General features: G+C 72.5%; 18 protein-coding genes and 2 pseudogenes. 11 read left to right on the top strand and 9 right to left on the bottom strand.

Annotation, left to right across the window (positions count from 1 at the left end):
- Nucleotides 1-146: 146 nt before the first annotated feature.
- The 3 genes from BM536_RS15770 (at nucleotide 147) to BM536_RS15760 (ending at nucleotide 3,581) form a co-directional block, all read left to right on the top strand.
- Nucleotides 147-1,799 (top strand): substrate-binding domain-containing protein, encoded by a 1,653-nt coding sequence (locus BM536_RS15770; RefSeq protein ID WP_073497965.1) that lies wholly within the window; start codon nucleotides 147-149, stop codon nucleotides 1,797-1,799.
- A gap of 76 nt (nucleotides 1,800-1,875) precedes the next feature.
- Nucleotides 1,876-2,850, top strand: a complete 975-nt coding sequence (locus tag BM536_RS15765; RefSeq protein WP_094103050.1) for a hypothetical protein — start codon at nucleotides 1,876-1,878, stop codon at nucleotides 2,848-2,850.
- Between the two features lie 95 nt (nucleotides 2,851-2,945).
- Nucleotides 2,946-3,581, top strand: coding sequence for an HAD family hydrolase (locus BM536_RS15760; RefSeq protein WP_094103049.1), 636 nt, complete (start codon nucleotides 2,946-2,948; stop codon nucleotides 3,579-3,581).
- Nucleotides 3,582-3,602: 21 nt separating this feature from the next.
- Here the strand turns inward: BM536_RS15760 and BM536_RS15755 are convergent, their stop codons facing one another.
- A complete protein-coding gene (locus BM536_RS15755; protein WP_073497963.1) occupies nucleotides 3,603-3,851 on the bottom strand; it encodes a hypothetical protein in 249 nt (82 codons plus the stop codon).
- A gap of 164 nt (nucleotides 3,852-4,015) precedes the next feature.
- Between BM536_RS15755 and BM536_RS43980 the strand changes: the two genes are divergently transcribed.
- A complete protein-coding gene (locus tag BM536_RS43980) occupies nucleotides 4,016-4,399 on the top strand; it encodes a cold-shock protein (RefSeq protein ID WP_073497962.1) in 384 nt (127 codons plus the stop codon).
- A 20-nt stretch (nucleotides 4,400-4,419) separates the two neighbouring features.
- On the opposite strand, the gene BM536_RS15745 is transcribed toward BM536_RS43980, so the two are convergent.
- The 4 genes from BM536_RS15745 to BM536_RS15725 form a co-directional block, all read right to left on the bottom strand.
- Entirely contained in the window at nucleotides 4,420-5,271 is an 852-nt protein-coding gene (locus BM536_RS15745; RefSeq protein ID WP_073497976.1) for a 1,4-dihydroxy-6-naphtoate synthase, read from the bottom strand.
- Entirely contained in the window at nucleotides 5,261-6,022 is a 762-nt protein-coding gene (locus tag BM536_RS15740) for a futalosine hydrolase (protein WP_073497960.1), read from the bottom strand. Before BM536_RS15740 ends, BM536_RS15745 begins: the two co-directional genes overlap by 11 nt.
- Complete coding sequence (locus BM536_RS15735) at nucleotides 5,992-6,471, bottom strand: DUF2771 domain-containing protein (RefSeq protein ID WP_386709860.1); 480 nt, start codon at nucleotides 6,469-6,471, stop codon at nucleotides 5,992-5,994. The genes BM536_RS15740 and BM536_RS15735 overlap by 31 nt, the downstream gene beginning before the upstream one ends.
- A 491-nt stretch (nucleotides 6,472-6,962) precedes the next feature.
- Nucleotides 6,963-8,396, bottom strand: a complete 1,434-nt coding sequence (locus BM536_RS15725; RefSeq protein ID WP_073494852.1) for an MFS transporter — start codon at nucleotides 8,394-8,396, stop codon at nucleotides 6,963-6,965.
- A 363-nt stretch (nucleotides 8,397-8,759) separates the two neighbouring features.
- Between BM536_RS15725 and BM536_RS15720 the strand changes: the two genes are divergently transcribed.
- The 3 genes and pseudogenes from BM536_RS15720 (at nucleotide 8,760) to BM536_RS15710 (ending at nucleotide 14,255) form a co-directional block, all read left to right on the top strand.
- Nucleotides 8,760-9,686, top strand: coding sequence for a DUF3027 domain-containing protein (locus BM536_RS15720; protein ID WP_073494854.1), 927 nt, complete (start codon nucleotides 8,760-8,762; stop codon nucleotides 9,684-9,686).
- Between the two features lie 251 nt (nucleotides 9,687-9,937).
- Nucleotides 9,938-13,080, top strand: a pseudogene (locus BM536_RS15715) (sacsin N-terminal ATP-binding-like domain-containing protein).
- Between the two features lie 266 nt (nucleotides 13,081-13,346).
- Nucleotides 13,347-14,255: a hypothetical protein gene (locus BM536_RS15710; protein WP_094103047.1), complete on the top strand. Its 909-nt coding sequence runs from the start codon at nucleotides 13,347-13,349 to the stop codon at nucleotides 14,253-14,255.
- Nucleotides 14,256-14,361: 106 nt separating this feature from the next.
- On the opposite strand, the gene BM536_RS15705 is transcribed toward BM536_RS15710, so the two are convergent.
- Together BM536_RS15705 and BM536_RS15700 are read right to left on the bottom strand one after the other, a co-directional pair.
- Complete coding sequence (locus BM536_RS15705; RefSeq protein WP_073494860.1) at nucleotides 14,362-16,734, bottom strand: HAD-IC family P-type ATPase; 2,373 nt, start codon at nucleotides 16,732-16,734, stop codon at nucleotides 14,362-14,364.
- Between the two features lie 99 nt (nucleotides 16,735-16,833).
- Nucleotides 16,834-17,088, bottom strand: coding sequence for a DUF2530 domain-containing protein (locus tag BM536_RS15700; protein ID WP_073494862.1), 255 nt, complete (start codon nucleotides 17,086-17,088; stop codon nucleotides 16,834-16,836).
- A 151-nt stretch (nucleotides 17,089-17,239) separates the two neighbouring features.
- Here BM536_RS15700 and BM536_RS15695 point away from each other — a divergent pair, with 151 nt between their 5' ends.
- Complete coding sequence (locus tag BM536_RS15695) at nucleotides 17,240-18,691, top strand: NCS2 family permease (RefSeq protein WP_073494882.1); 1,452 nt, start codon at nucleotides 17,240-17,242, stop codon at nucleotides 18,689-18,691.
- Nucleotides 18,692-18,727: 36 nt separating this feature from the next.
- Here the strand turns inward: BM536_RS15695 and BM536_RS15690 are convergent, their stop codons facing one another.
- The gene (locus tag BM536_RS15690) at nucleotides 18,728-18,910 is read right to left on the bottom strand and encodes a ribbon-helix-helix protein, CopG family (RefSeq protein ID WP_073494864.1); all 183 of its coding nucleotides are present in this window, start codon (nucleotides 18,908-18,910) and stop codon (nucleotides 18,728-18,730) included.
- Between the two features lie 164 nt (nucleotides 18,911-19,074).
- Here BM536_RS15690 and BM536_RS15685 point away from each other — a divergent pair, with 164 nt between their 5' ends.
- The 3 genes and pseudogenes from BM536_RS15685 (at nucleotide 19,075) to thpR (ending at nucleotide 21,511) form a co-directional block, all read left to right on the top strand.
- Nucleotides 19,075-19,512, top strand: coding sequence for a MarR family winged helix-turn-helix transcriptional regulator (locus BM536_RS15685; RefSeq protein WP_073494866.1), 438 nt, complete (start codon nucleotides 19,075-19,077; stop codon nucleotides 19,510-19,512).
- Nucleotides 19,513-19,536: 24 nt separating this feature from the next.
- Nucleotides 19,537-20,901, top strand: coding sequence for an MFS transporter (locus BM536_RS15680; RefSeq protein WP_094103046.1), 1,365 nt, complete (start codon nucleotides 19,537-19,539; stop codon nucleotides 20,899-20,901).
- Nucleotides 20,902-20,940: 39 nt separating this feature from the next.
- Nucleotides 20,941-21,511, top strand: a pseudogene (gene thpR / locus BM536_RS15675) (RNA 2',3'-cyclic phosphodiesterase).
- 150 nt (nucleotides 21,512-21,661) lie between these two features.
- On the opposite strand, the gene BM536_RS15670 reads toward thpR, so the two are convergent.
- Nucleotides 21,662-22,654, bottom strand: a complete 993-nt coding sequence (locus BM536_RS15670) for an aldo/keto reductase (protein WP_073494868.1) — start codon at nucleotides 22,652-22,654, stop codon at nucleotides 21,662-21,664.
- Nucleotides 22,655-22,700: the final 46 nt, after the last annotated feature.

The following is a 22,700-nucleotide window of genomic DNA, read 5'->3' as shown; positions in this document are numbered from 1 at the left end:
GGCAGGCGAACGGGACGTTTCCCCGGTGACCTCGGAATGAACTTCCTCCGGCGGAACGCCGCAGCCCTGGCAGCACTCCGCCCGCACTCGTCACCCTTGGCTCCCTGTCAACCACATGGCGGCACAAGGGGATCGGGGGATCCTGGGTGGACCTGGACTTCAACGAGTGGGTCGCTGTCCTCAGCATCGCGATCCCCTCCCTCGGCTTCCTGTGGGAGTTCGCCGTCGTCGGCCGCAAACGGCTCGGCTACCGGGTGCAGATGGACACGCTGGCCGAGCACGCGACCCAGTCGCCGTACGCCGGTGTGCTGCGGGACATGCAGCTGAACGGCCACCGGCTGAAGGACCCCTCCTTCGTGCTGCTGCGCATCGAGAACGCCGGCTCCGCCCTGATCGACGACATCGACTACCTGACCCCCAGCGACGACCCCTGCGGCATCCGGGTCACCTTCCGGCGCCGCCATGTCGCGGGCCTCGTCGTCACCGAACTCAGCCAGGACGACCTGCGCGAGTCCTTCGTCCGCGAGCGCCAGGACGCGCCCGGCTTCGTCGCCGTGCCCGGCTTCGGCTTCGACAACAACGCCGAGTCCCTCACCGGCGTCATCCGGCTGCCGAAGGTCAAACTGCCCCTGCGCGCCGAGTACAAGGTGCTGGTCGTCCTCGAACGCTGGAGCGAGGACCACACCGGCGAGCCCTTCCCCCGGCCCGTCTTCCGCGGCGCCGTCGGCGCCCACCGCCGCTGGTACGACCCGCTGGCCCGGTTCGTCAGACTCTCGGTGGCCAAGACCGAGAGCCATGTCTTCGCCTCCCGCCCCGCCTGGATAGGCATCGGCCTGCTGGCGGCGGCCGTCGTCGTGCAGGGCGCCATCACCCTGCTCCTGCCCTCGGACCGGGCACCCCTGGACTGCGTCGGCGGCACCCTCCACCTCAACGGCTCCACCGCCTTCGCGCCCGCCGTCCGCGAGGCCGCCGCCCGCTACGAGGAGGCCTGCGCCGGCAAGGACGTCAGCATCCCCGTCGGCGAGGGCACCTTCGACGGCAGCGGAGCCGGACTCGCCGACCTGGAGAAGGCCGGCCAGGAGGCGGGCGTCGAGGTCGGCGAGGGCCTCGGCGACCACATCACGTTCACCGACGGCGTCGCCTCCGGCAAACACCCCCGCGCCCTCTACCGGACCGTCGCCTACTCGGTGTTCGCCCTCGTCGTCAACCGGGACGCGGGCGTCGAGAACCTCACCGTCGGCCAGATCCGCGACCTCTACGCCGGGAAGATCACCAACTGGTCGCAGCTCAACGGCGCCGACGTGCCCGTCCACCTCGTCAACCGGCACGTCGGCTCCGGCACCCGCAGCGCCCTCGTCCAGCGCGTCCTGTCCGCGAAGGAGGGCGACGACAGCCGGCCGCCACGGGCCACCGTCGACGACTGCACCGCCCTCGACGACGACACGTACGGCGTCTGCGAGGTCGGCGGCACCGAAAGCATGCTGGAGACCGTGTCCGGGACCGCCGGCGGCCTCGGCTACAGCGAGGTCACCCACGCCGAGAAGCGGGCCGAGGACGACGAGAACCTCGTCCAGATCACCATCGCCGGCCAGCAGGCCTCCCTCGACGGCGTCGAGAACGGCGACTACCCCTACTGGCAGACCGAGTTGGCCTACACCTACGGCGAACCCCCCGCCGGCTCCATCGCCGCCGCCTTCCTGACCTACCTCACCGAGCAGGGCGGCAGGGACGTCCTGCGCGAATACGGCAACCGACTCTGCTCGGAGGTGGAGAACCCCCGCGTGTGCGAGCCGTCGTGAACGCCGGGGCGGGGGCCCACCCTGCGCTAACGTCGTATCGCGGGGTATCCAAGGCACCGGCCCCGGAGGGGACTTCGTGGGTATCGAAAGCGATCAGGTCGTCTACGAGTATCTGAGCCGCGTCGGCGACGTGGCGCAGCAACGGCAGCTGTCGTCGGCCACACGCATGCGGCTCGTGTCCGAACTGCGCAACGAGATCGACCGGCGCCGTGCCAAGGCGCCCATCGACAGCCCGGCCGCCGTCCGCCGCATCCTCGACCGGCTCGGCAGCCCCGACGACATCGTCGCGGCGGCGGGCGGCACCCGTGGCGCCCCCGCCCCGCAGGCCCCGCCCGCCGCGGTGCCCGTCCAGCGGAAGCAGGAGCCGCCGCCGGACGCCGGGCGCCGCCCCAAGGGGCTGCGGCGGGTCGTGCCCCGCCCCCGGCCGCGTCCCGACGCGCCCGCGGCCCCGGACATCCCGTCGCCGCCGCACCGCGCGGGCGCGCACGAACTGGGCGACGTCGGGGAGATCCCGGACTGGTGGGGCCGCGAGGCGAGCCCGTTCGGGGTGGGGGAGGAGGTGCCGGGGTTCGTCGGCGGCGTGGAGATCGCGGACATGCTGAGGCCGCCGAGGCCTCCGGCGGCGAAGACGGAGCCGGTGGAGCTGGTGCCGGAGTCCGACGCGGAGGGGCCCGCCGCCCGTCGGCGCCGCTTCCTTCCCCCGCTGCGCGGTGGCCGCTGGAGCAACCCGCTGCTGCTCCTGGCCGCCGCCTGCCTGGTCGCGGGCGCGGTGACCGGGACGTGGATCGCGCTGTTCGTCGGCTGGGCCATCGCCTACGTGTCGCGGCGGCTGTCCGAGGGGGAGAGGAAGTGGGCGGTCTTCGTCCTCCCCGGCCTCGCGGTCACCGGGGGCCTGGTCTGGCTGTGGGGCCGCACGGCCGGCCGCTGGGGCACCCCGATCCCCGAGGGCCACATGAACGAGGCACTGGCGCAGACCTGGCCGTGGGTGCTGCGGGGGGCGGCGGTGGCCTCGGCCCTGTTCCTGGTCTGGCGGTCCCAGCGGGACAGGTAGCGGGACAGGCAGCGGGACGGTGGGCACAGGTCGCGGGGACAGGGGGCGGGCCGGGGCGGGAACGCCGTCCTCCCCCGCCTCGGCACAATGGGGACATGCTCTCCGCGCGCTCCGCCGCCCCCGTCGTCGGCTTCGATCTCGACATGACCCTCATCGACTCCCGCCCCGGCATCCACGCCACCTACGTGGAACTGGCCGCCAGGAGCGGGACGTACATCGACGCCGATCTGGTGGTGACCAGGCTGGGGCCGCCGCTGGAGGACGAGATGGCGCGGTGGTTCCCGGCGGAGCGGGTCGCGGTGATGGCGGACCTGTACCGGGAGATCTACCCGGAGTACGCCGTCACCCGCACCGCCGCGATGTCCGGCGCCCGGGAGGCGATCGAGGCCGTACAGGCGGCCGGCGGCCGGGCGATCGTGGTCACCGCGAAGTGGGAACCGAACGCCGAGCTGCACCTGACGCATCTCGGCATCGAGGCGGACGCCGTCATCGGCAACCTGTGGGCGGAGCAGAAGGCGGTGGCGCTGCGCGAGCACGGTGCGAGTGTGTACGTGGGCGACCACGTCGGGGACGTCCGCGGCGCCCGCACCGCCGGCGCGCTGTCGGTGGCCGTGCCGACGGGCCCGTGCAGCGCGGACGACCTGCGCGCGGCCGGCGCGGACGTCGTGCTGGCGGACCTGACGCACTTCCCGGCCTGGCTCACGGAGCACGTGGCCGCCGGGGCGGCCTGACCGGCGGCCACCGCCCGGCGGCTACCGCTCGCCGCGCGCCTGCCGGCGTCCGGCCGCGACGGACTGCAACACCCCCGCGCCCGCGATCAGGAATCCGACGCCCATGAGCATGCTCAGGCCGAACATGTACGTCGGAAAGGGCGTCGCGTCGAGGAACAGCGGGGCCACGGTGACCAGTGTGGCCAGGGCGCCGATGAAGAACACGATGGCACCGGCACGGATCAGTCGGTCACCGGGCGCGGCGGAATTCGTTTGGGTTTTGTCACGCACCCGACCAGGGTAGTTCCCAGCGCACAGGAACAACCGGGGGACGTCTTGTCACCCGGGCGAAGACCATTAGCCTTGGTAGCGGCGGGTCGAGGTCGACCCGCCGCGGTGTTATCAAGACCCGTTTCCCCTGCAGTTTTCCGACGAGTACGAGGACGAGGACAGACGTGCCCACCGGCAAGGTCAAGTGGTTCAACAGTGAGAAGGGCTTCGGCTTTCTCTCCCGTGACGACGGCGGTGACGTCTTCGTCCATTCCTCGGTCCTCCCCGCCGGAGTCGAGACGCTCAAGCCCGGTCAGCGCGTGGAGTTCGGCGTCGTGGCCGGACAGCGCGGTGACCAGGCGCTCTCCGTCGTGGTCCTCGACCCGACGCCCTCGGTCGCGGCTGCCCAGCGCAAGAAGCCCGACGAACTGGCCTCGATCGTCCAGGATCTGACGACCCTCCTCGAGAACATCACGCCGATGCTGGAGAAGGGCCGTTACCCCGAGAAGACCTCCGGCAAGAAGATCGCGGGCCTGCTGCGCGCGGTCGCCGACCAGTTGGACGTCTGACGCGCGGGCGTCGACCCGGCTCACGGGAAATCGAGTGACCGCGGGCCGAGGGGCGGTACCAGTCCCTCGGCCGCCGCGCGCGTGAGCAGTCCGCGTACGGCCGCGTAGCCGTCCTCGCCGAGGTCGGCCGTGAACTCGTTGACGTACAGCCCGATGTGCTGGTCGGCGACGGCCGGGTCCATTTCCTGGGCGTGTTCCATGACGTACGGGCGGGAGACCTCGGGGGCCTCCCAGGCGGCGCGCACGGAGGCGCGGATGCGGTCGGCGAGGCCGGTCAGCACCGCCGTGCCGAGGGACCGCTTCGCGATGATCGCGCCGAGCGGGATCGGCAGCCCGGTCGTGGACTCCCAGTGCTCGCCCATGTCCGCCAGCCTGTGCAGCCCGTAGTTCCGGTACGTGAAGCGCGCCTCGTGGATGACCAGGCCCGCGTCCACCTTCCCGTCCCGCACGGCCGGCATGATCTCGTGGAACGGCATGACCACGATCTCGCCGACCCCGCCGGGGAGCGTGTCGGCCGCCCAGAGCCGGAACAGCAGGTACGCCGTGGACCGCTCGCTCGGCACGGCGACGGTACGGCCGGTGAGGTCGAGCCCGGCCTCCTTGGTCAGCACCAACGGCCCGCAGCCCCGCCCCAGCGCACCTCCGCAGGGCAGCAGCGCCCACTCGTCGAGGACGTACGGCAGCACGGCGTACGACACCTTCAGCACGTCGTGCTCGCCGCGCTCGGCCATGCCGTTGGTGATGTCGATGTCCGCGAACGTCACGTCGAGCGCGGGCGCGCCGGGGACGCGGCCGTGGGCCAGGGCGTCGAAGACGAAGGTGTCGTTCGGGCAGGGGGAGTAGGCGATCCGCAACGGCTGGTCACTGGTCATGTCGGTGCTCATGTCGGTTCCAACTCTCCAGTACGGGTGCGAGCTTCCCGAACGCCGTCGTCAGGGCCTCCAGGGCCTCCCCGATGCGCCAGGCGGCGCGGTCACGGGGGCCCACCGGGTTGGAGACCGCGCGGATCTCCAGCACGGGCACGCCGTGCGCGGCGGCGGCCTCGGCGACGCCGAAGCCCTCCATGGCCTCGGCGAGGGCCCGCGGGTGGCGGGCGCGCAGTTCGGCGGCCCGTGCGGCGGTGCCGGTGACCGTGGAGACGGTCAGGACGGCGCCGGCTCGGGCACCGGTGGCGGCCACGGCCTGCCGTACGAGGGACCGCGGTGGACGGTGGGTGACGGTGCCGAAGCCCAGCTCGGTGACCGGCAGGAAGCCGTCCGCGGTCTCCGCGCCCAGGTCGGCGGCGACGATCGTGTCGGCGAGGACCACGGCGCCGACGGGCGCTTCGGGAAGGAACCCGCCGCCGATACCGGCCGAGACGACGAGGCCGTACGGCGTGCCCTCCAGGGCGGCGGCGGTGAGGGCGGCGGAGACGGACGCGGCGGCGAGGGCGGGGCCGACGCCGGCGGCGAGGAGGTCGTACGCCGTGCCGGTGCGGTGCAGCGTCACTCCCGGCAGGGGCGTCGGGCGGCCCGGCTCCGGGAACGCCCGTGCCACCGCGTCCCGTTCGGCGGGGACCGCGGTGGCCACGAGGACGCGGGCGGAGGACGTGGTCAGTCGTCCTTCTTCAGCTGGAACGACCACAGGCCGGTCGCGGCCTGGCTGTCCTTCTTGCCGTCGCCCGCCTTGATGGTGACCAGGGTCGAGTCGCCCTGGGCGCCGTACTGGGCGTTGAAGAAGACGCTGCCCGGGATGGTGCGGTAGGTCTTGCTGCTGTCCTCGGTGAGCGGCTGGCCGTTCATCAGGATCGTCCAGCGCTGGTCGGCGACGTCCGGGTCGACACCGAAGCGGACGGTCTCGTCCGGGTCGACGCTGATGGACTTGACGTCCTTGTCGGCCAGGCACTTCGCCAGCTCGGCCTGCTCGAGGACGCCGTCCTCACCGCCGCAGGTGGCCTCGGAGCTGACCGAGGAGGAGCCGACGGTGATCGTGGACAGCGGAGTCGGCTTGTCGCACGCCGACAGGACGAGCAGTCCGGCGGAAACGGCGCCGGCGGCGGCGACGGCGCGGCGGCGTCGCACAACGGATCGCATCGAGGTCATGGGGCGAAGGCTATCGGGCACGGTCAGCGGTCCCTCTACGTGGGGTGCGGCGCGACCACGGGTTACGCCACGCGGGCTCCCGCCCACAGGGCCGGGCCACCCTCGCCAGGGGCGGGCCGGCGTGCCGGTCGGGGCCGGGCGGGCCACCGTCGTCCGGGGCGGCGCCTGTATCGGGGCGGCCCCGGGCGGACGTGTTCCGGCGGGGGCGGCCACTGTGTCGGGCCGGGCCGCTGGGGCCACCTCCGCCAGGGGCGGGCCGGCCGGCGGGCCGGCCGTGCGCGGACGACCGCGCACCGGGTGCCGACTGTGTTGGTGGGGCGGGGACGGGCCCCGGCCGGACACAGCGCCTCACCGCCCCCGCCCCGCCAGGCAGCAGCCGCCCCGAACCGAAAGCCACCGGCCCGGCCCCACGGGACACCGCAGCCACCCCGTGTGCACGGTCGCCCGCGCCCACCGACACCCCACCCGGAAGCCACCCTCGGTCAGGCGACCTTCGTCCGAGGGGAGCCGCCCTGCCGGGCGGAGCCGATCAGGCTCCGGGCGGTGGTCGCCCAGCCGGTGGCGATGACCACGGCGGCCACGGAGAGCCCGAGGGAGCCGTTCAGCGGCATCAGGATGCCGATCGCGCCCCCGACCACCCAGGACATCTGCAGCATCGTCTCCGAGCGGGCGAACGCCGAGGTGCGCACCAGCTCCGGCACGTCCCGCTGGATCAGCGCGTCCAGGGACAGCTTGGACAGTGCCTGCGAGAAGCCCGCGACGGCCGCCAGGCACGCCACCAGGAACGCCCCGAAGAAGATCGCCGCCGTGATCGCCGCGCCCAGGACCACCGCGACCACGGTCACGATGATCAGTTCCGGGGCGCGTGAGCGCAGGGCCGCGCCCACGGAGGTGCCCAGCGCGTTGCCGACGCCCGCCGAGACGGCCACGATGCCCAGCGACACCGCCGCGCTCTGCCCCGTCATCGGGTGCTCGCGCAGCAGGAACGCCAGGAAGAACGTCAGGAACCCGGACAGCCAGCGCAGCGACGCGTTGGCGCCCAGGGCGTGGATGACCGCACTGCCGACCGTCCGGAGGCCGGGACGCTTGACCGGGCGGATGTGCGGGCCGTGCAGATGCTGCTCGTCGGACGCGAGCAGGGCCCGGTCCTCGCCCTTGGAGGAGTCGACCTTGGGTGGCAGGGAGAAGGACAGGAACGTACCCGCCACGAAGATCACGAAGGCGCCGTAGAGCGGAAAGCGCGGGCCGAGGAGCTGGAGGCCACCGCCCACGGGCGCGGCCAGGCCGGTGGCCAGGAGGCCGCCCAGGGTGACCCGGGAGTTGGCCTTCACCAGTGAGAAGCGTGGTGGCAGCAGACGTGGCACGACGGCGCTTCTGACCACGCCGTACGCCTTCGACGCCACCAGGACGCCGAGTGCGGCCGGATACAGCTCGATGCTGCCGGTGACGACCGCGCCGGACAGCACCAGGGCGAGCAGCGCCCGCGCGGCCATGGCGCCCGCCATCGCCGCGCGGCGGCCGTGCGGCAGCTTGTCGAGGAGGGGGCCGATGACCGGGGCGAGGAGGGTGAAGGGGGCCATCGTGATGGCGAGGTAGAGGGCCACCCGGCCGCGGGCCTCGTCGGTGGGGACCGAGAAGAACACGGTCGACGCGAGCGCGATGGTGATCATCACGTCGCCCGCGCCGTTCACGGCGTGCAGCTCGATCAGTTTGCCGAGGCCGGACTCGCCCGCGCCGTGCGCGTGCGTCGCCTTGCGGATGCCACGGGCGGTTCCGGTGAAGGGCAGGTGAAGGGCACGGCCGACCGCGCGGACGGACCCGTTCATCCGGCCCGAACCGCTCACCCGGCCCCTCCCCTTGTCGCCCTTCGCCCCACCTGTCCCGGTGGCGCCCTGGGGTGTCCTCGCGGTTGCCACTCCGCCATAGTGCCCCGAGAAACCCGTATCTAGCGTGGATACCGCACGTATGGGCGTGCGCATTCGGCTCGTGGACGGCTCGGGGCGGCTCGGGGCGGCTCGTGGACCGCCCGGAGCCGGGGTCGGCAGGGGGGACGAGTGCGCGGAAACTCGGCGCGGAGTGCCGTAGAAGCACCGTCGGTGTGGGATGAGCGGCCGCGAACAGGTAGCGTGCGTATCTCAGCCATCCCCCACAATGGATGGCACAGGTGCGCCCGAGCGCGATCGGACGCTGACGTCGACGCGGCCCACTGGTCCGCTCCGTCCGCTCCGCCGCCGGTGGCAACCGCACCCGAGTGACGGCGTAGGAGAGAAGCGATACCTGTGAGCGCAGCGACCACGCGAAGCCGCACCCCCGACCGCCTGTGCGCCGAGGCCGTCGACCTCGCCCGCGCGGCGGCAGAGGAGGCCGCCGCGCCCGGCGTGGTCGGGGAGCACGTAGGCGTCCTGTCCGAGGGTGACCGGGTGGTGACGCACTTCTTCCAGTGCAGGGAACTGGGCTACCGGGGCTGGCGCTGGGCGGTGACCGTCGCGCGGGCCTCGCGGGCGAAAACCGTGACGCTGGACGAGGTGGTGCTGCTGCCCGGTCCGGACGCGGTGCTGGCCCCCGAATGGGTCCCGTGGAGCGAGCGCCTCCGGCCCGGCGACATGGGCCCCGGCGACCTCCTTCCCACGGAAGCCGACGACCTCCGTCTGGAGCCGGGCTACACCGGCGAGGAGGTCCCGCCGCCCAACTCGCCCTTCTCGGAGGAGATGGCCGAGCTGGTCGAGGCGGAGGACGCCGAGGTCACGGCCGCCCCGCCCGCGAAGCTGCCGGCCGTCCCGGCCCGCGGGTCCATCCCCGCGGTCGCGGAGGAGCTGGGGATGCGGCGGGCGCGCGTCCTGTCGCGGTACGGCCTGCACACCGCCGCGGACCGGTGGGACGAGGCGTTCGGGGCGAAGACCCCGATGGCCCAGGCGGCGCCGGCGTCCTGCGTCAGCTGTGGCTTCCTGACGCCGATCGGTGGTTCCCTGGGGCAGGCGTTCGGGGTCTGCGCCAACGAGTTCTCGCCGGCCGACGGGCGTGTGGTGTCGCTGGCGTACGGCTGTGGGGGGCACTCGGAGGCGGCGGTCATGCCCAAGCCGCCCCGGCCCGCGCAGCCGGTGATCGACGAGAACCGGGTGGACCCCTTCCCGCTGCGGCCGGCGCCGGACTCCGGGTCCGTTCCCGCGGTGCCGGACGAGGAGTCGGCGGAGCTGGGGCACTCGTAGGGGTCGGTGGGCACTCGTAGGGGGTTGTTCGCCCCCGCCGCCCCTTCCCGTCCCGACCCTGAGGGCTGCGCCCCCAGACCCCCGCTGTCGGCCTGAACGGCCTCGTCCTCAGGCGCCGGACGGGCTGAGCCACCCGGACGCGGGGGCCAGGGGGTGGGGCTGGAGGGGGCCGGCCCCTCGTGGTGCGGAACCGGCGGAGCCGGCCGCTCGCGGTACCTTCGAGCTCACGGCGATGAGGAGAGTGAACCGACGTGAGCAAGTTCGTGCGACCGGCGGCCGAGGGGGCCGATCCGTTCGGGACAGCCCGGTTGCGGCGCGGGGTGCTGGACGCCTGGGCCACGAGTCCCGCCCGTTTCCGGGAGGACGCGAACGCCGAGGAGGATCTGGTCCTCGGCGGCTACCGTGACCGCCTGGTCGTGGAGCTGGCGCAGAACGCCGCCGACGCCGCCGCCCGCGCGGGCGCGCCCGGCCGGCTGCGCCTGACCCTGCGTGAGGGGGTCCTGGTCGCCGCGAACACGGGCGCCCCGCTGGACGCCGCGGGCGTCGAGTCGCTCTCCACCCTCCGCGCCTCCGCGAAACGCGAGGCCACCCAGGCGGCCGCACAGTCGGCGATCGGCCGCTTCGGCGTCGGTTTCGCCGCCGTCCTCGCGGTGACCGACGAGCCCGCCGTCGTCGGTCGGCACGGCGGTGTCCGCTGGTCCCTCGCGGAGGCCCGCGTGCTGGCCTCGGAGACCGCCCGGCACAGTCCGGGCCTGGGTGACGAGGTCCGCCGCCGGGAGGGCCATGTGCCGCTGCTGCGGCTGCCCTTCGCCGCCGAGGGCACGGCCCCGGAGCCCTACGACACGGCCGTCATCCTGCCCCTGCGCGACGCCGCCGCCGCCGATCTCGCGGAACGGCTGCTCACCGCCGTGGACGACGCCCTCATCCTCGCCCTGCCGGGCCTGGAGGAGGTCGTGATCGAGGTCGGGGACGCGGCGCCCCGCACCCTGCGCCGGGAGACCGACGGCGCCCTCACGGTCGTGACGGACACGCGGGAGGGGACGACCCGGTGGCGGATCGCCGCCGCGCACGGGCCGCTCACCCCCGACCTGCTCGCGGACCGGCCGGTGGAGGAGCGGCTGCGGCCCCACTGGTCGGTGACCTGGGCCGTACCGGTCGACGCGGACGGGTCCCCGGTCCGGCCCCGCACCAGCCCCGTCGTGCACGCCCCCACGCCCAGCGACGAGCCCCTCGGGGTGCCCGCGCTGCTGATCGCCTCCTTCCCCCTCGACACGACCCGGCGGCACGCGGCGCCCGGCCCGCTCACCGACCATCTGGTGCAGCGGGCGGCGGACGCGTACGCCGGGCTGCTGGCGGGCTGGCGCCCGGTGACCGCCGGGATCATCGACCTGGTGCCGGGCCCGCTGGGCAAGGGGGAGCTGGACGGCGCGCTGCGGCAGGCGATCCTGGAGCGGCTGCCGCGCACGGCGTTCCTGCCGCCCGCCGCCGAGCCGGTGGAGGGCGAGGACGAGGACGCGCTGCCCGAGGCGCTGCGGCCCCGGGACGCCGAGGTCGTCGAGGGCGCGGGCGCGGACACCGTACGGGTGCTCGCCGAGGTGTTGCAGACGCTGTTGCCCGCCGGGCTGGAGCGCCGGGTGGAGCTGCGCACGCTCGGGGTGGCGCGGGTGCCGCTGGCCGACGCGGTCGACCGGCTGGCCGGGCTGGAGAAGGACCCGCAGTGGTGGTACCGGCTCTACGAGAGCCTCGCCGGGGTGGATCCCGAGCGGCTCTCCGGGCTGCCCGTGCCCCTGGCCGACGGCCGGACGACGATCGGCCCCCGGCAGGTGCTGCTGCCGACCTCGGACGCGGCCCGTCTCGACGCCGACGTCCTCGCCCGGCTGGGCCTGAAGGTGGCCCACCCGGACGCCGCGCATCCGCTGCTGGAGAAGCTGGGCGCCCTGCCCGCGACGCCGCGAGCGGTGCTGACGACCCCGCAGGTGCGGGCGGCCGTGGCCGCGTCCCTGGACGACGACGGCGGTGCCTGGGACGACCAGGGCACCCCGGACGCCGAGGAACTGGCCGACACCGTCCTCGCTCTCGTCCGCGACGCGGGGCTGGAACCCGGAGAGGAGCCCTGGCTGGGCGCCCTCGCCCTGCCCGACGAGGAGGGGGAGCCGACGCCGGCCGGTGAACTCGTCCTGCCCGGCAGCCCGTTCGCCCAGGTCGTCCGCGAGGGCGAACTCGCCCGCGTGGACTCCGAGCTGGCCGAGAAGTGGGGCGAACAGCCCCTCGCCGCCTGCGGCGTCCTCGCGGACTTCGCGCTCGTGCGCGCCACGGACGTCGTCCTGGATCCGGACGAACTGGAGCCCCGGGAGGGCGACTTCGCCGAACCGGACGACGCCGGACTGCTGGACGCCGTGGACGTGTGGGCCGAGGACATCCTCGACCGCTTCCCGGACACGCCCGTACCGCCGGTCGCCACCGAGCTGGTCGCCGTCCGCGACCTCGACCTCGTGGACGACGACCACTGGCCCCGGGCGCTCGCCCTGCTCGCCCGGCCGCCCCTGCGCGACGCCCTCACCCAGCCGGTCCGGATCCTCCTGCCGGACGGCACCCACGAGGTCGTACGTCCCTACACCGCCTGGTGGTTGCGCGGTCACCCCGTCCTCGACGGCCGCCGCCCCGCGGGCCTGCTGGCGGCGGGCGGCGACCCCCTCCTGCACGGCCTGTACGACCAGGCGACGCGGCCGGCTTCGACGACGAGCAGGTCCTGCGCGCCCTGGGCGTACGGACCTCGGTGGCCGCCCTGCTGGACGAGCCCGGCGGCGCCGCCGAACTCCTCGACCGCCTCGCGGATCCGGACCGCCCGGTGGGTGCCGGCCAACTGCACGGGCTGTACAGCGCGTTGGCCGAGCTGGACCCGGAACAGGTGACCCTGCCGGACGAGCTGCGGGCCGTCGTCGACGGCCGGGTCGAGGTCGTGGACGCGGCCGACGCGGTCGTCGTCGACTCCCCCGACCTGCTGCCCTTCACGGAGGGCGTCCCGCTGCTCCCCGTACGGCCGACGCGGGCCGCCGGGCTGGCCGAACTGTTCCAGGTCCGCCGGCTCAGCGAGTCCGTGACGGGCGAGATCCACTCCGAGGGCACCGAGCACGAGGTCCCCGGCCCGGTACGCGTCCTCCTCGGCCCGCGCACCCCCGTCACCTACGTCGAGCACGAGGAACTCGTCGTCGACGGCGTGGAGATCGACTGGCGCCTGACCGACGACGGCGTCCTGCACGCCTCCACCCTGGAGGGCGTCGCCGCCGGCCTGGCCTGGGCGGCCGGCCAGTGGCCCCGCCGCTTCGAGGTGGCGGCCCTGATGGAGGACCCGTCCAGGACGGACGAGCTGGCACGGGACCGCTGGTTCGACTGAGGCCACGTCGTGGCCCTTCGACGACGACGTGCCCTCCGACACGACGACGTGACCCTCACGGGCCCGGGCGCACCGGATTCACCGGGGCGCCCGGGAGAGGGCCGGACCAAACACGCGGGAAATTTCCCCGACTTCGTACAACCCTTCACATCCGTCGGGCATCTCATCACATGAGCCAACAGGCTCCGTGATCATTTGGCCCTGTGTGAAGACGAGCCGTAGGGAACGACGACCGTCAGGGCCCCTTTCTCCATCGAGGGGAATGCATGCGCATCCGTGCCACCGTGGCCGCCGTCTCCGGCGCCCTGGCCCTTTCCGCGCTGGCCGTGCCTGCCGCGAACGCCGCCGACGGCGCGCCGAGCAAGGCCGACCTCTTCCAGGCCGCGCACCGCGCCGCCGCAGGCAAGACCGCGTTCACCGGTTCCACCACCGCGGCCGCTCCCTACGCCCTGGACCTCAAGTTCTCCGGCGTGAGCGTCAACAACGGCAAGCCGATCGTCGTCGGGACCACCGGCAAGGTGACGGCCCCCGTGTCCTTCCGGGTCACCCACGCCGCGGACATCGACCTCAGCGCCGAGGACTTCGAGCTGGACGTCCTGCTGTACCGCGGGGCGCTCAGCAACCCCACCAACATCCTGTGGGGCGACGACTGGCCGACCTGCACCAACGTCTCCGCGACGGTGGCCAACTGCAAGAACACCATCGACATCCGTCCGGCCGACGGTGACCTGCTGAACTCCGACGCCACCAGCTTCAAGGCGCTCGGGTACGCGTACGACTGGAACGACCAGGACCCGTACAGCGACGACAGCATCGACTGGAGCAAGGTCGGTTACGCCGAGGGCGACGCCCTGACGCTCGCCAAGCTGCAGCGCGCCTCCAAGCTCACCGTCAACGCCGCCCCGGAGCCGGTGCGCAAGGGCGCCACCATCACCGTCACCGGCAAGCTGTCCCGCGCCAACTGGGAGGACAACCAGTACCACGGTTACTCCACCCAGCCGGTGAAGCTGCAGTTCCGCAAGAAGGGCAGCAGCACCTACACCACGGTCAAGACCATCAAGACCCTGAAGACGACCGTCAAGGCGACCGCGGACGGCTACTTCCGCTACAGCTTCGCGGGCACCTCGACCACCCCGGCGGCCAACGCCACGGGCGACTACATCGACGTGCGCTGACGAACGGCGGTGACCCGCGCCTCCAGGGGCGCGGGTCACCGCCCGACCGGCCACGACGCCCCGCGGCCGGCCGGGGGACCTCAGCCTCCCCGGTACCTGCCGAGCGCTAGGCGGCCACGCGGCGGTCGACCCTCCTCCACAGGAACTCCAGGACGGCCGCCGCGACCGCCGCGACGCCCACCGCGATCCACGGCATCGTCATCCCGATCAGCTTCAGCGCGAAGAAGTCCTGGAGCCACGGCACCGCCAGCACGACCACGAAGGCCGAGCCCATGGACGCCACCAGCAGGACCCGCCACCAGGTGTAGGGCCGGGCGATGATCGCCAGCACCCACATCGAGATCAGGAACAGGGTCAGCGTCGCCGCGCTCGTCTCGGCCTCCAACGCCCCCTCGCCCGTGTAGTGGTGACGTGCGATGAGGTACGTCGTGAAGGTCGCCACGGCGGCCAGCACCCCGCCCGGGATCGAGTACCGCATCACCCGCCGCACGAAGTGGGGCCGGGCGCGCTCCTTGTTGGGGGCGAGGGCGAGGAAGAACGCCGGGACGCCGATCGTCAGCGTCGACAGCAGGGTGAGGTGGCGGGGCAGGAACGGGTACTCCACCTGCCAGCACACCACCAGCAGCGCCAGCAGCACCGAGTACACCGTCTTCACCAGGAACAGCGTGGCCACCCGCGTGATGTTGCCGATGACGCGGCGGCCCTCCGCCACCACCGACGGCAGCGTGGCGAAGCTGTTGTTCAGCAGCACGATCTGCGCGACCGCCCGCGTCGCCTCCGAGCCCGAGCCCATCGCCACGCCGATGTCCGCGTCCTTCAGCGCGAGGACGTCGTTGACGCCGTCGCCGGTCATCGCGACGGTATGCCCGCGGGACTGGAGCGCGCCGACCATGTCCCGTTTCTGCTGCGGGGTGACCCGCCCGAACACCGTGCCCTCGTCGAGCGCCGCGCCCATCGCGTCCCGCTCGGCGGGCAGGGCGCGCGCGTCGACCGTACGGCCGTCCAGGCCCAGCTTGGCGGCCACGGCGCCCACGGACACCGCGTTGTCGCCGGAGATGACCTTGGCGTGGACGTCCTGCTCGGCGAAGTAGCGCAGCGTGTCGGCCGCGTCGGGGCGCAGCCGCTGCTCCAGGACGACCAGGGCGGTGGGGCGGGCGCCGCGGGCCACCTCGGGGTCGTCCAGGTCGCGGACGGTCCGGGCGAGCAGCAGCACCCGCAGGCCCTGTTCGTTGAGCCGCTCGGTCTGGGCGAGAGCGGGGTCGTCGGCGGCGAGGAGCACGTCGGGGGCGCCGAGCAGCCACGTACTGCTCTCGCCGTCGCCCTCGGTGAAGGCGGCGCCGCTGTACCTGCGGGCGGAGGAGAAGGGCAGGGCCTCGGTGCAGCGCCAGTCCTCGGTGTCCGGGTAGGCGTCGATGATCGCCCGGAGGGAGGTGTTGGGCCGCGGGTCGGACTCGCCGAGCGCGCCGAGCACCTTGTGCACGTACCCGGAGTCGCTGTCGTCGAGGGCGTGGACCTCGGTGACGTCCATGCCGCCCTCGGTGAGGGTGCCGGTCTTGTCCAGGCAGACGGTGTCGACGCGGGCGAGGCCCTCGATGGCCGGCAGTTCCTGGACGAGGCACTGCTTGCGGCCGAGCCGGATGACGCCGATCGCGAAGGCGACGGAGGTGAGCAGGACGAGGCCCTCCGGGACCATCGGCACGATCCCGCCGACGGTCCTCGCGATCGAGTCCTTGAGGTCGTTGTCCTTGACGAACAGCTGGGTGACGACCAGGCCGGTCGCGGCCGGGACCATCATCCACGTCACGTACTTGAGGATCGTGGAGATGCCGGTGCGCAGCTCGGAGTGGACGAGGGTGAAGCGGGACGCCTCCTCGGCGAGCTGGGCGGCGTACGCCTCGCGTCCGACCTTGGTGGCCCGGAAGGCGCCGCCGCCCGCCACCACGAAGCTGCCGGACATCACCTGGTCGCCGGGGCGTTTGACGACGGGGTCCGCCTCGCCGGTGAGCAGTGACTCGTCGATTTCCAGGCTGTCGGCCTCGACGCACACCCCGTCCACGACGATCTTGTCGCCGGGCCCGATCTCGATGACGTCGTCCAGGACGAGGGAGGAGGTGCCGACCGTGACGGCGGCCCCGTCGCGCCGGACGGTGGGGCGGGCCTCGCCGATGACCGCGAGGGAGTCGAGGGTCTTCTTCGCCCGCCACTCCTGGATGATGCCGATGCCGGTGTTGGCGAGGATGACGTACCCGAAGAGGCTGTCCTGGAACGGCGCGACGACCAGCATGATCACCCAGAGGACGCCGATGATCGCGTTGAACCGGGTGAAGACGTTCGCCCGGACGATCTCGCCGACCGAGCGGCTGCTGCGGACGGGTACGTCGTTGACCTGACCGCGCGCCACGCGCTCCGCGACCTCGGCGGTGGTGAGCCCGGTCGCCGTGGGGGCCGGGGCGGTGGCGGCGGCGTCGGTATGGGTCATGGAATCGACGGTACGTGCGGACGGGGGCGTTCACCCGCCGGAGGCCCGGAAGATCCGACCTGGGGAGGACGGCTGTCGTGCCCCGGTACTACGTGCCGTCTACTCCCCCTCGGCGGCACCCCTCTTGATCGCCGCGTCGCGCCTGCGGACGTACCAGATGCCGATGAATCCGAGAGCGCCGCCCGCGAGGCAGGTCCAGAGCCACCACAGGTGGCCGTGATCGTCGAACCAGCCGTAGAAGGGCAGCTGGACGAGGAAGAGGGCGAACCAGAGGATCGTGCCGCCGGTGATGGTGGCGACCACGGGGCCCTCCAGGGGCTCCGGCGCCTCGTGCTTGGGGATCCACTTCGCCATGGGGGACAGCCTACGAGGCGATCAGGTCTACGCGCGGAGATGGTGCTCCCCGATTTATGTGTTCATACTGAAACGGTTTGCCTTTGACCACTTTCATTCGTAGGAAGCACCAAAGCGGCATGGGGGATGTCCGCCGGTGATGAGGTTCCACATGTCCACCTCGGCCCCCGCCAAGGTTCCCGTGCCCGGCGAACCGGGCGGCACGCCCGCGCACGGCGCGCTCGACCGCTTCTTCCGCATCTCCGAGCGGGGCAGCACGCTGCCCCGGGAGATCAGGGGCGGCTTCGCCACCTTCTTCGCGATGGCCTACATCATCGTGCTGAACCCGATCATCCTGGGCAGCGCGAAGGACATGTACGGGCACCAGCTCGACAACGGCCAGCTCGTCACCGCCACCTGCGTCACGGCCGCGTTCACGACGCTGCTGATGGGCGTCATCGGCAACGTGCCGATCGCGCTGGCCGCCGGTCTGGGCGTGAACTCCGTCGTCGCGCTCCAGCTCGCCCCCCGGATGGCGTGGCCGGACGCGATGGGCATGGTCGTCCTCGCGGGCCTCGTGGTCATGCTGCTGGTGGCGACCGGTCTGCGCGAGCGCGTCATGAACGCCGTGCCCTTCGGCCTGCGCAAGGCCATCAGCATCGGTATCGGCCTGTTCATCATGCTGATCGGCCTCGTGGACTCCGGCTTCGTCACCCGTATCCCGGACGTCGCCCAGACCACCGTCCCGCTCCAGCTCGGCGGCGACGGTCACCTCAACGGCTGGCCGGTTCTCGTCTTCGTCCTCGGCGCGCTGCTGACGCTCGCCCTGATCGTCCGCAAGGTGCCCGGCGCGATCCTCATCTCGATCGTCGCGACGACCGTCCTCGCGCTGGTCATCAACGCCGTCGCCACCGTGCCGTCCTGGGGTCTGACCACCCCGGAGTGGCCCGGCAACCCCGTCGCCACCCCGGACTTCGGCCTCATCGGCGAGTTCAGCCTCTTCGGCGGCTTCGGCAAGGTCGGCGTACTGACCGGCGTCCTCTTCGTCTTCACCGTGCTGCTGTCGTGCTTCTTCGACGCGATGGGCACGATCATGGGCGTCAGCGACGAGGCCAAGCTGACCGACGCGCAGGGCCAGATGCCCGGCATCAACAAGGTCCTCTTCGTCGACGGCCTCGCCGTCGCCGCCGGTGGCGCCGGCTCCGCCTCCGCCACCACCGCCTTCGTGGAGTCCACGGCCGGCGTCGGCGAGGGCGCCCGCACCGGCTTCGCGAACCTCGTCACCGGCGGTCTCTTCACCGTGGCGCTGTTCCTGACCCCGGTCGCCACGATGGTCCCGTCCCAGGCGGCCACCCCGGCCCTGCTCGCGGTCGGCTTCCTGATCCTGGCCGGTTCCGTCAGGGAGATCGACTGGGCCGATCACACGATCGCGATCCCGGCCTTCGTCACGATGGTGATGATGCCGTTCACCTACTCGATCACCAACGGCATCGGCATGGGCTTCATCACCTTCGCGGTCCTGCGCCTGGCGGCCGGACGCGGCCGGGAGGTCCCGGTCCCGATGTACGTGGTCTCGGCAGTGTTCGCCTTCTACTACCTGATGCCGGCCCTGGGTCTGACCTGAGCCGCGCCCTCTCTCACCTGAGCCGCGTCACGCGGCTCAGGTGAGGCCGTAGAACTTCTCCGTCTCCTCGACCGCGGTCTGGAACCGTTCGTCGAAGTCATCGCGAATGAGCGTCTGGACGACATAGTCCTGGACGCTCATTCCTCGTTTGGCGGCATGGTGCCGGAGCCGCTCCAGCAGTTCGTGGTCCATCCGCAGGCTGAGCACGTCGGTCCCCATGGCTACGAGGGTCGCGGCACGGTCCGGGGCGGCGGGTGGCCTTCCGCGCCCGCACCACCCGTATGAGTGATATTCGGGGGATGTGGCGGTTGAGTGGCGTGCGTCACGGGAAGCGAGCGCTCCCCGGGTGGTCCTTAGTTAGGGTAATGAGTTATTCTAAATACATGCCGGATCTTACGCATGGCGACGACGCTGCCGCCGTGAACTCCCTGCGCTCCGCCGTGATGCGGTTGTCCCGTCGGCTCAAGCACCAGCGTGTCGACGAGTCACTGAGCCCCACCGAGATGTCGGTGCTGGGCACCCTTTCCCTGTGCGGCAGCGCCACCCCCGGTGAGCTGGCCCGCAAGGAACACGTACAGCCGCCGTCGATGACCCGCATCGTGGCGCTCCTGGAGGCCAAGGGACTGGTCCGGCTGGAGCCTCATCCCGAGGACCGCCGCCAGAAGGTCGTCACGAAGACCGAGCGGGCCGAGGCCATGCTCGCGGAGAGCCGCGCCAAGCGGAACGCCTTCCTGGCCACCCTGGTCGACGGTCTCGACGAGGACGAGTGGGCGAAGCTGCGTGCCGCCGCCCCCGTCCTGGAGAAGCTCGCACACCTGTAAGCACTTCCCGAGGAGGCGACCCTTTTGAGTACGGGACCCGGAGCAGACTCCGCCCCCGCACCGACCACCCACGACTCTCCTCCGGGCCCGCCCGGGGGCACCCGCAGGTCCTCGATGTTCAGCTCCCTGAAGGTCAGGAACTACCGCCTGTTCTTCGCCGGCCAGGTCGTCTCCAACATCGGCACCTGGATGCAGCGCATCGCCCAGGACTGGCTCGTGCTCAGCCTCACCGGCTCCGCCACCGCCGTCGGTATCACGACGGCCCTGCAGTTCCTGCCGATGCTCCTGTTCGGCCTCTACGGCGGTGTCCTGGTCGACCGCCTGCCCAAGCGCCGCACCCTCGTCTTCACCCAGGTGGCCATGGCCGTCACCGGGGTCGCGCTCGCGCTGCTCACCCTCTCCGGTCACGTCGAGGTCTGGCACGTCTACGTCGCCGCCTTCGCCGTCGGACTCGCGACCGTCCTGGACAACCCGGCCCGCCAGTCCTTCGTCTCCGAGATGGTCGGCCCGGACCAGCTGCAGAACGCGGTCAGCCTCAACTCCGCCAACTTCCAGTCCGCACGGCTCGTCGGCCCCGCCGTCGCGGGCCTGATGATCACGGGAGTGGGCACCGGCTGGGCGTTCCTCGCCAACGGCCTCTCCTTCGTCGCGCCCATCGCCGGACTGCTGCTGATGCGCGGCCGCGAACTGCACGCCGTCCAGCGCGCCCCGCGCGGCAAGGGCCAGCTGCGGGAGGGCCTGCACTACGTCGCCGGACGCCCGGACCTGATCTGGCCGATCGTCCTGGTCGGCTTCATCGGCACCTTCGGCTTCAACTTCCCCGTCTACCTCACCGCCTTCGCCGACGACGTCTTCCACGCGGGCGCGGGCTCCTACAGCCTCTTCAACACCCTGATGGCGGTCGGCTCCCTGGTCGGGGCGCTCCTCGCGGCCCGCCGCGGGACCTCCCGGATGCGGGTGCTGATCGCGGCGGCCGTGGCGTTCGGCATGGTGGAGCTGGTCGCCGCGGCGGCCCCCTCGCTGTGGCTGTTCGCCCTGCTCATGGTGCCGATCGGCATGTTCGGCATGACGGTCAACGTGACCGCGAACACCACCATCCAGATGGGCACCGACCCGGCCATGCGTGGCCGCGTCATGGCCCTCTACATGATGGTCTTCCTCGGCGGCTCCCCGGTCGGCGCACCGATCGCCGGCTGGATCACCGACGCGTACGGCGTCCGGGCGGGCCTCGCGGCGGGCGGCGCCGTCTCCGCGCTCGCGGCGGCGGTCGTCGGCCTGGTCCTGGCCCGCGTCGGCGGCCTGCGCCTCGCGGTCGGCTGGCACCACGGCCGCCCGACCCTGCGGTTCGTACCGAGGGAACGGCGCAAGGAACTGGCGCCGGCGGCATGACTCACGTCGGGGGGCGGTGACGGAAGGCACACTGGCCCCATGAGACTCTTCGCCGCCGTGCTGCCCCCGCAGGACGTGACCTGCGAACTCGCCGCCGAGGTCGCCGCGTTGAGGAAACTGCCCGGCGCGGACAGCTGCGCTGGACCGGCAGTCCGGGCTGGCACCTCACCCTCGCCTTCTACGGCGAGGTCGACGAGGAGGCCGTACCGGAGCTGTCGGCACGGCTGGAGCGGGCCGCCCGGCGCACCGCGCCCTTCGCGCTGGCGCTGCGCGGCGGCGGCCAGTTCGGGCACGGGCGGCCCTGTGGGCCGGGGTGGCGGGCGGGGTGGCGGAACTGCGGCTGCTCGCCGACCGGGCGGAGGCCGCGGGCCGCAGAGCGGGCCTGGACCTGGGGGAGCACCGCCGCTACAAGGCCCACCTGACCGTGGCCCGCAGCCGCGAGGCCCTCGACACCCGTCCGTACGTGGAGTCGCTGCACGCCTTCGCCGGCCGCGAGTGGACCGTACGGCAGCTGACACTCGTGCGCAGCGACCTGCCGAGGTCCGGGGTGCCGGGGGAGCAGCCGCACTATGAGCCGGTCGGCCACTGGGCACTCGGCGGGGCCGGTTAGGCTCGAAGGGTGGACCCGAAGACCCGGAACCGGATCATGGCCGGTGCGCTCGTACTGATGTTCGTTCTGGTGGCGGTGGCGGCGGCGCTCGGTAGGTGACCGAACGCGGCCGCACACCGCTGCCCCACGACCCTGCCGCAGGCTCCCCGCCTACCAGGCGAAGGCCTCCGGGGACGGACCCGGGCCGGGGAACACCTCGTCGAGGCCCGCCAGCAGCTCCTCGCCCAGCTCCAGCTCGACCGCGCGCACGGCGGAGACGAGCTGCTCGGCCGTGCGCGGGCCGACGATCGGGCCGGTCACGCCGGGCCGGGTGAGCAGCCAGGCCAGGGCGACCTCGCCGGGCTCCAGACCGTGCTTCTCCAGCAGGTCCTCGTACGCCTGGATCTGCGCGCGGGAGGAGGCGTTCGCCAGGGTGTCGGCGGCCCGGCCGCTCGCCCGGCGCCCGCCCTCGACCTCCTTCTTGATGACCCCGCCCAGCAGCCCGCCGTGCAGCGGCGACCAGGGGATGACCCCGAGGCCGTACTCCTGCGCGGCCGGGATGACCTCCATCTCGGCGCGCCGCTCGGCCAGGTTGTAGAGGCACTGCTCGCTGACGAGGCCGATGGTGCCGCCGCGCCGGGCGGCGATCTCGTTGGCCTGGGCGATCTTGTAGCCGGGGAAGTTGCTGGACCCGACGTAGAGGATCTTGCCCTGCTGCACGAGCACGTCGATGGCCTGCCAGATCTCCTCGAAGGGAGTGTTCCGGTCGACGTGGTGGAACTGGTAGACGTCGATGTGGTCGGTCCGGAGCCGCTTCAGCGACGCGTCCACCGCCCGCCGGATGTTCAGCGCGGACAGCTTGTCGTGGTTGGGCCAGGCGTCGTCGGAGGCGGCCATGTTCGCGTACATCTTGGTGGCGAGCACGACCTTGTCGCGCCGCTCGCCGCCCTGCGCGAACCAGTTGCCGATGATCTCCTCGGTACGGCCCTTGTTCTCACCCCAGCCGTACACGTTCGCGGTGTCGAAGAAGTTGATCCCCGCGTCCAGCGCCGCGTCCATGATGGTGTGGCTGGTGGCTTCGTCTGTCTGCGGTCCGAAGTTCATGGTCCCGAGGACCAGTCGGCTGACCTTGAGTCCGGTGCGTCCCAGCTGCGTGTACTTCATGGAGCACAAGCCAACGGCTTCGAGTGCGCTCGATGCAAGGGCGGGC

This window comes from Streptomyces phaeoluteigriseus (assembly GCF_001896135.2).
Classification (GTDB): domain Bacteria; phylum Actinomycetota; class Actinomycetes; order Streptomycetales; family Streptomycetaceae; genus Streptomyces; species Streptomyces phaeoluteigriseus.
The sequence above is the reverse complement of the archived record's forward strand: the minus strand, read 5'-3'. Positions and strand labels throughout refer to the sequence as shown.